The 7,794-nt window shown below is 58.1% G+C and carries 7 protein-coding genes and 1 pseudogene; 7 read left to right on the top strand and 1 reads right to left on the bottom strand.

Annotated elements, in window-relative coordinates; genetic code table 11:
• From EN884_RS17350 to EN884_RS38990, 7 genes are all read left to right on the top strand, one after another.
• Positions 1-128: GMC oxidoreductase (locus tag EN884_RS17350; protein WP_144289770.1), on the top strand; the 128-nt coding region annotated here is incomplete at its 5' end.
• 770 nt (positions 129-898) lie between these two features.
• Positions 899-2,020 carry an alpha/beta hydrolase gene (locus EN884_RS17360; RefSeq protein WP_063169347.1) on the top strand — a complete coding sequence of 374 codons (1,122 nt, stop codon included), beginning with the start codon at positions 899-901 and terminating at the stop codon, positions 2,018-2,020.
• A gap of 224 nt (positions 2,021-2,244) precedes the next feature.
• A complete protein-coding gene (gene ehuB / locus EN884_RS17365) occupies positions 2,245-3,117 on the top strand; it encodes an ectoine/hydroxyectoine ABC transporter substrate-binding protein EhuB (RefSeq protein ID WP_082826582.1) in 873 nt (290 codons plus the stop codon).
• A gap of 59 nt (positions 3,118-3,176) precedes the next feature.
• Positions 3,177-3,848, top strand: a complete 672-nt coding sequence (ehuC, locus tag EN884_RS17370; RefSeq protein WP_063169346.1) for an ectoine/hydroxyectoine ABC transporter permease subunit EhuC — start codon at positions 3,177-3,179, stop codon at positions 3,846-3,848.
• Positions 3,845-4,513, top strand: a complete 669-nt coding sequence (gene ehuD, locus EN884_RS17375; RefSeq protein ID WP_063169345.1) for an ectoine/hydroxyectoine ABC transporter permease subunit EhuD — start codon at positions 3,845-3,847, stop codon at positions 4,511-4,513. The genes ehuC and ehuD overlap by 4 nt, the downstream gene beginning before the upstream one ends.
• 119 nt (positions 4,514-4,632) lie before the next feature.
• Positions 4,633-5,409: an ectoine/hydroxyectoine ABC transporter ATP-binding protein EhuA gene (ehuA, locus tag EN884_RS17380; protein ID WP_063170381.1), complete on the top strand. Its 777-nt coding sequence runs from the start codon at positions 4,633-4,635 to the stop codon at positions 5,407-5,409.
• Positions 5,410-5,971: 562 nt separating this feature from the next.
• Complete coding sequence (locus EN884_RS38990) at positions 5,972-6,640, top strand: hypothetical protein (protein WP_176477193.1); 669 nt, start codon at positions 5,972-5,974, stop codon at positions 6,638-6,640.
• Between the two features lie 248 nt (positions 6,641-6,888).
• Here the strand turns inward: EN884_RS38990 and EN884_RS17390 are convergent.
• Positions 6,889-7,794: pseudogene (locus tag EN884_RS17390) on the bottom strand (IS5 family transposase); the annotation flags it as partial.

Here is a 7,794-nt window from a genome sequence, read left to right on the forward strand (position 1 = left end):
TTTTGGGTTTGAGGATCGCCGACGCTTCCGTCATGCCATTTTGCCCTCGGGCGAACACAAACATTCCGACGATTATGGTGGCTGAGAAATTGGCCGACACAACCTTGAGAGACGGCAGACGGAGCTAGGCCAGGCGGCATGTACATTCTGCCGGAGCGCTGCCGCAATGTGGTGTTCACCGAGCCGCTTGCTAAGTTCACCGAAGCCCTGCTCATGCCGAATGGCAATCCCAAAAGACCAGCACTCCTTTGACGATATTCGTGATAAGGGCCTAACGCTGGTCACCACCGCCGGTTCCGACACGGTCACGACCGCCAAAGACGCGGGCATTCCGGAGGATCGTGTCATGCAGGTCGCCGGCCAGGCCGAATTCTTGCAGGCAGTGAAGGTCGGCCGCGCGGCGGCGGGGTCGCTAAACTACTTCACGGTAAGGAGCTCGCTGACAAGGTCGACAGCGTTGAAATGGCAGATCCGTTCACCCCGCCGGCTGGGAAGGCCGGCTACCCAAGTCTCGCCTTCCTGCCCAATCAGCAGGCGGTCGATGCCTTCAACGAGGTATTGAATACTTATATCGGCTCCGACCAAATGATGCAGTCGGTCAAAATACGGCTACACCAAAATCAATCTGCCGGACGGCACCAAGACCGGCGACCTGTGCAAGGGTTGAAATCTTGCGGGGAATGCCACCCATGCACCTAAAAGGCTCCCGGCCGCAGTGGCTGGGCGACGACAGAGCAAAGTGACAAGACGCGAGGCTCCGGGGTGCCGATTTCCGGTATTCAGACGAGATAGTTCGGCAACGTGGCATGTGAGGCTGCTACGCTCAGGAGTGAGCAATGGCAGTCCATCTCGCATGTCGCAATGCCGACCTGATGCCCCTCCTTTTGCCGAGGAACCGATGATCACCAAGCATCGCGTATCGGTTGATGGTGTCGAGACATCGTACTGCGAGAACGGAGCTGGTAGGCCGATTGTTTTCCTGCAGGGGGCGGGCTTCCGTGCAGAGGCTAAGAGTTCCTTTGTTCGGCAGCTGAACGGGCTATCCGATCAATTTACGGTAGTAGCGATTGATCAACTCCATTTTGGGGGAACGGATTATCCTGCTGACTGCAAATACATTAACCGGCTCGGTCGTGTGAATCATGTAATTAGCTTCCTCCAACAACTGGGTTTGAAGCAGATCACGCTAGTCGGCCATTCAGAAGGATCATTCGTCGACGCGCGGGTCGCGATCGTGCGTCCCGATCTTGTTTCTAAGCTTGTCCTGCTGACCGCTAACTCCGTGTCGCCGGCGTTCGGAGATGACCGTGACGAAGCTTGGCTGGAGGCCTGCCGGCAGGCTTACGGCTGTTCCGGCCCGATGCCGAGCGAAGAGGAATACATCACCGCACGGCGGAAAAGCTGCCGCGCCCACGGGCAGGATGTGGAATGCGCCGAGCGAGAAGCCTATCGGCGGGCCGCGGCTCGGGGACAATGGGAGATCTGGCAGAGATTGCCGGAAGACGAGACAAACCTGCATCGTTATCCACTGCTGCAGCAGAAGTATATCTTCCCCTACCTTGATCAGCTTCAGGCCCAGACGTTGATCATCTGGTCCAAGAACGACCCTACCGCGACGCCGGAGCAAGGGATCAACCTGGCGAAGCTGATCAGGAATTCAGATTTCCATCTGCTCAATAATGCCGGCGATTCCGTCCAGGTTGATCCGGAGCGAAGCCGTGAACAGACTCATCCGTCAATGGCACGAATGATCAACTGTGACGGGAACAATGCTCGGGCCAGCGTCTCCGAGGCGAATCTCTCAGCGGCGTGTCGCATACGACGAACTTGTGCCCTGCCATGGCAACAAGGGCATAGCCCAGGCGGTGGCGCCCATCCAACCGGGCAGGGCAGGAGTCATGCAAGACGTGGTGTGCCTCAGTTGGCCATACCACAGCTCGCGATTGTTCACTTCCAACGAACCACGGGGATGACGGAAATGTGCGTATGCACCCAAAAATCACCGAATTTCTGCGAATAACTTGCATTTCTCGCACAAAGCACCACAGCTGCGCTGCTACGCTCACGAAGCATGCACAAGTGGCGTAGCAAAGGATCGACTGGAGGAATCTATACCTAAGTGGGGACCCTGCAGCTCACACGATGATGGGAACCGCCGGACTACAAGCTCAACAAATGATGCAATGGTCTTTTCCCGAGGCATATCGGGAGACCATCGGCGATGCGAAAACGGAGGACTAACCAGTGGTCAAGTGGAAACTCGACGAATGCTTTAAGGCTGCAATCTTGAAGAGGATTGCCGCGCTCGGCCTGGCGGCGATGACAATCTCGTCCTTTGCCGGTTCGGCCTCGGCGGAGTCGCTGCTCGATAAGATTAAGAACGGAGAAACGATCCGTCTTGGCTTCACCAATGAGCCTCCCAGTGCCTATCCTGGTGCGAACAACGAGCCGCTTGGCCTGGTCAATGTGATGACACTGGACGTTCTGAGAAAGATGGGAACGACCAAAATCGAGCCGGTCGTAACCGATTGGGGTTCCCTTGTCCCGGGCCTCCAGGCTGGTCGCTTTGACATCATCACGGGCGGCATGTGGATTAAGCCGGAGCGGTGCCGCAACGTCCTGTTCAGCGAACCGATCGCATCGAGCAATGATTCGATGATCGTGCCGAAGGGCAATCCGGAAGCGCTGCATTCCCTCCATGACGCTCAGAAGAAGGGGCTTACCCTGGCCATCATGACGGGTACCACCGCAGTCGAGCAGGCGAAGAAATTAGGTTTCCCTGACGACAAGGTTATGCAGGTCGCCGGACCGCCCGAGGTCGTACAGGCTGTAAAGGCCGGCCGCGCCGCTGCCGGCTCGCTCTATAGTCTGAACGCGACGACTCTTGCCGAGCAGGATCCCAGCATTGAGGTGGCTGACCCGTATACCCCGCCGGGACCGAATGAACATCCCGCCATAGCCTTCCCGCTCAGCGAACAGGCTGCGGTAGACGCGTTCAATGCTGTGTTGAAAGACTATATTGGCTCTGACGAAATGATGGCCGCGGTCGGCAAATATGGTTACACCAAACGCGATCTCCCGGATGGCAGCAAGACCGCTGATCTTTGCAAGGGCTGAAGCTATGCGTCTGACCGCTCCCCGGCCCTTGGCCGGTAGGCGGTCAGTGGGGAGGGCATATGAGTAAGGTCGATCTCAGCTTTATCTTTGCCGTGCTCACCAAGGGCGTCATGACTACGGTCATCGTCACTCTTGGCGCCTGCGTCGTAGCGATCGTCCTTGGGCTTTTCGTGGGCCTGACCCGAGTCTCTCCCCGTCGGCAGTTGCGCTGGTTCAGTATCGCCTACATCGAATTCTTCCGCGGGACGTCCATGCTGGTTCAGCTCTACTGGTGGTTCTTTGTATTGCCGATTTTCGGTATTTTCCTGTCGCCGTGGACTGTCGGAATTTTGGGGATCGGAATGAATGCCTCTGGCTACGCAGCCGAGTATGTCCGCGCCGCCATTCAGGCCGTTGATAGGGGCCAGTATGAGGCATCTACAGCGCTCAATTTTTCGCGGCTCACCATGATGCGGCGTATTATCCTCCCACAGGCAATGCGCGCCATGCTGCCGACCTGGGGTAACATGCTCATCGATGTGCTTAAGGGTAGCTCGCTCGTCTTCTTCATCACCATTCCCGAATTTACTAGCGCCGCCAAGCAGGCGGCCGACGCAACTGGCGATTATATGCTGTTCTTTGCGGTTGCACTATTCGGTTATTACATCATCGCGCGCGCCCTCATCACTCCTTTCGTGCGCTGGCTGGAACGCCGCGTCTCGCGCGGTTTCGTTCGGGAGCAGGTGGCTTGAAGATCTGGGATTGGTCTTACGTATGGGAGGCTTTCCCATATCTCTATCAGGGAGCGATCGTCACCATTGAGGCTACGCTGCTCGGGTTTGCGATCGCGCTGATATTGGGTCTTGTCTTCGCGATGATTCGCCAGTCGCCAAACCGCTACGTCTCGACCACCATGGCGGAGATCGTGGAGTTTATCCGTTCAACGCCCTTGCTGCTGCAGTTGTTCTTTGTCTATTTCGTTGGTCCGCAGATCGGAATCTTCATTCCTGCCTGGACGGCGGGAGTTGGCGTGCTGGGGATCCACTATGCAGCCTATTGTTCCGAAGTCTTCCGCGGCGGCATCGAGAATGTGGATGGCGGCCAGTGGGAGGCCTGTACGGCACTAAACCTTTCGCGAACGCGGACCTGGCGAACAATCATTCTGCCGCAGGCGATCCCGCCCATGGTGCCAGCTCTGGGCAATTACTTCATCGGCATGTTCAAGGACACGCCGGTCCTGGCGGCAATCTCGATCTTCGAGATGCTGCAGCAGGCGAAAAATTTCGGGGGCAATAACTATCGATACATAGAAGCGATCACTATGTGCGGCTTCTTCTACTACGTGTTCAGCTTGGTTGCTTCCGCTATCGTGCAGTCGGTCCGCGTCTGGCTCAACCGCCGCTACCATCTGCAATAGGGAGGCCTTATACTATGAGCGAATTTGTGCTTCGCTTCGAGGACGATCTCACGAAGCGCCCTAGGGCATCAGCCAGGCGGGACGAGCTTGACCTCGATATCAGGCGCAGCGAAAAAGTCATGAACGAACCCATAGTTCGCTTCGAGAACGTCACAAAGCGCTACGGCGCGTTGACGGTGCTGGACGAACTCAATCTCGAGATCGCACGCAACGAGAAGGTGTCCATCATTGGTCCGTCCGGCTCGGGCAAGACCACCGTTCTGCGCATGCTGATGACGCTTGAGCACATCAACGGGGGGGTGATATGGGTCGACGGTGAACCGTTGACGCATACGCAGAAGAACGGCCAAATAGTGCCGGCGAGCGAGCGTCATCTCCGTCGCGTGCGTGCCAAGATCGGTATGGTGTTCCAGCACTTTAACCTGTTCCCGCATATGACTGCTCTGCAGAACTGCATGGAGGCGCCGATCTCCGTCCTTGGGCTCTCGAAGAAGGAGGCGGAGGCCCGAGCGGCAGAGCTGCTCGACTTGGTGGGCCTCGGCGACAAGAAGAACCATTTCCCGATCCAGCTTTCCGGGGGCCAGAAGCAACGCGTGGCGATCGCTCGGGCGTTGGCCATGCGGCCCAAGGTGATGCTGTTTGACGAGGTGACATCAGCGCTTGACCCGGAACTGGTTGGAGAGGTGCTCAACGTCATCCGCAAGCTCAGCGCCGAACATGACCTCACAATGCTGATGGTCACGCACCAGATGGGCTTTGCCAAGGAGTTCTCCGATCGCGTGTGCTTCTTTTCTGGCGGTAAGATTGTCGAGCAAGGCCCGCCCAGCCAGCTTTTAGGCAATCCGCAAAACGAGCGAACGCAGCAGTTTCTCAATGCGGTGCTGGAGACGAGGTGAGTTGCGGGTTGTGCCGCTAGTTGAGTTATCCCGTGGGTGGCTTCCGGGCAGGAACTGGTCCGTTCGGAGCAGGCTGCCCTGCGACGAACCTACGCGCGGTTTTTCAGGGCCGGGTTGATGTCGAGGTTACTGCCCCAGTTCATTCAGGACTGCATAACTAGGATCGTCCGGTCCAAGCCCCAGATTGGTCGAGTTAGGTAAATAGCGCTGCCCGTTCGGCAGTTGCGAGCTTGAAGATCTGATGTGCGTTCAATCTGCCATTCAGGGCATCTGGGCTCTGGAAAGTGCCCTAACACGATTGTCTGACGGCGGACGCAAACCCGGTATCCTACAGGCCCGGGGAGGGTCGCACAAGCGTTCTGCGGTTTCCCAGTTTTTACGGCTTTCATGCGAATGCACCAAAACAATGCCGACTTACTGCGCCTGGAAAGGCATGTTTCTCTGAAACAGCCGTTTCGACGCTGTTAAATTCGTGCATTCAGAGAGAACCTGTATCGCGCAGGTGATGGGCATTTGCTGCCGAAATCACCATCTTAGCTGCTTCCAGAAGAAGGATGCTTCCGTGACAACTCAACAAAGGGCCCTCGGAATTATTGGGCTGGAGATCGGACTTCCGCCTCGTGAATTTCCGCCACCGCAACCGGAGTCGGTCTTCAACCCGGCAACTTTCGACTTCCCAATTATAATAGAGACCGCGGCCGGGGCTTTGGAGGAGAGGGTCATTCCCGGTGATGCTTCTCTCGAGCCGGCCTACATTGCAGCTGCCAGGCGGTTGGTCGAGCGCGGAGCAGTCGCGATAACCGGGGACTGCGGGTTCAGTATCCGGTACCAGGCTGCAGTGGCCGCGTCTGTCGAAGTCCCGGTGGCCATGTCGAGCCTGCTACTGGCGCCCACGCTACTCCGGCAGCTTCCAGCTGACGCAAAGCTCGCCGTTGTGGCCGCAGACTCAAGACACTGCGGCAAAGAGCTGCTGGGCATAGATTCATCCGCAGAGGCAAGAGTAGTCATCGGCGGCATTGAAGGTGACGCGTGGCCGGCTGGTGTTGTTGAAATGGAGTCGGAGGTTGCAGCCTGTGTCGCGCGACTTGGCGCCGCACATCCGGGGATTGCCGCCCTCCTATTTGAATGTACATTGTTCCCGATGGTGACGTCAGCAATCCGTCGTAGGACAGGACTGCCCATCTATGACGCCGCGACCCTTTATCGGATGACATTCGCGTCCGTGGCTTGACCGCTTGGAGGCCACTATCCCAAAATATGAGCTCATGTCTGGTATGAGTTGCGGCTCGTTATTGTAACACACGTCCGCATCTTGTCGAATACTCTGTCGAGACTGGATCCTCGATTTCCGAGGTCAGGACGCGGTGCCTGAGATGCAGGTTGGATTTTTGGAACTCGTGCTGGTCGACCGTGATCCAGACGCTAAGCGGCGACCGACTTCGGCCGGAGTTGAAGCAGGGCGATCAAGGGCCACAAAAATCACTTCAGCCACCTGAGCAGGAGGGAGAAGTTGTATCCGGCGGCGGCCAGGACGGCGTTGAGGGCGTCGCCCTGCTGGCCGGCGAGGTAGTTGCGGCCCATGCGGTGTTCGTTCTTGATGTGGCCGATATGACGCTTGCCAGCGTGTGGCCGTCATAGGGATTGCCGGGCAGCGCTTTTGCATGCAGGGCGAACTGGCCGCCCTTGGAGCGCTTCAGCGTGGTGGCCACCGACACCTTCACACCGAACTCGTAGGGCATATGCGCCTTGCCCTTGCCAATGCATTCCACCTCGTGCGCGTGCAGGCTGTAGATCTTGCGGCCGCGCTGGCGCTGGCGTTGCTAGAGAACGGTGGCGGCCTGGTAGAACGGCCATTTGAAGAGCGCGTCCAGCCCCGCATCGCCGGCGATCTGGCGAGAAATGTCGCGAATGGTCCGGCCGAGATAGGTCTTGAGCCTGCGCAGCGCCTTGTTGGCCCGCTTGAACTGCTTGGCGTGGGCATAGCGCTGGTGGCTGATCAGCGCCAGCTGATAGCTCTGGCGCAAATGGAGCTCCTTCCCTCTTGGCCAGCCGCACCAGCCGTTCGCGCGCCCGGTTGATGAGCTTGGCGTCGGTCGGGAACATGACGTTCTTCGGCTGCACGGTTGTGTCGACGATCACCTGGCGCGTGTCGGCCGGCTTCATCGCCCCGGTCTTGACCGCAAGGCTGAGGCTCTCCTGCAACAGCGCCACGATCCGCTCCTCGCCCATGCGGCTGCGCCAGCGCGTCATCGACGAGAGGTCGAACGGCAGCGTATGGCAAAAGAACGTCTCGCCGGTGAGATACTGGAAGTAAGGGTTCTCCACCCAGCGCTCGCACAGCACCTCATCCGACAGGTTGAAGGTGTGCTTGAGGATCGCCAGCCC

Source organism: Mesorhizobium sp. M7A.F.Ca.AU.001.01.1.1, from assembly GCF_004022735.1.
Classification (GTDB): domain Bacteria; phylum Pseudomonadota; class Alphaproteobacteria; order Rhizobiales; family Rhizobiaceae; genus Mesorhizobium; species Mesorhizobium ciceri.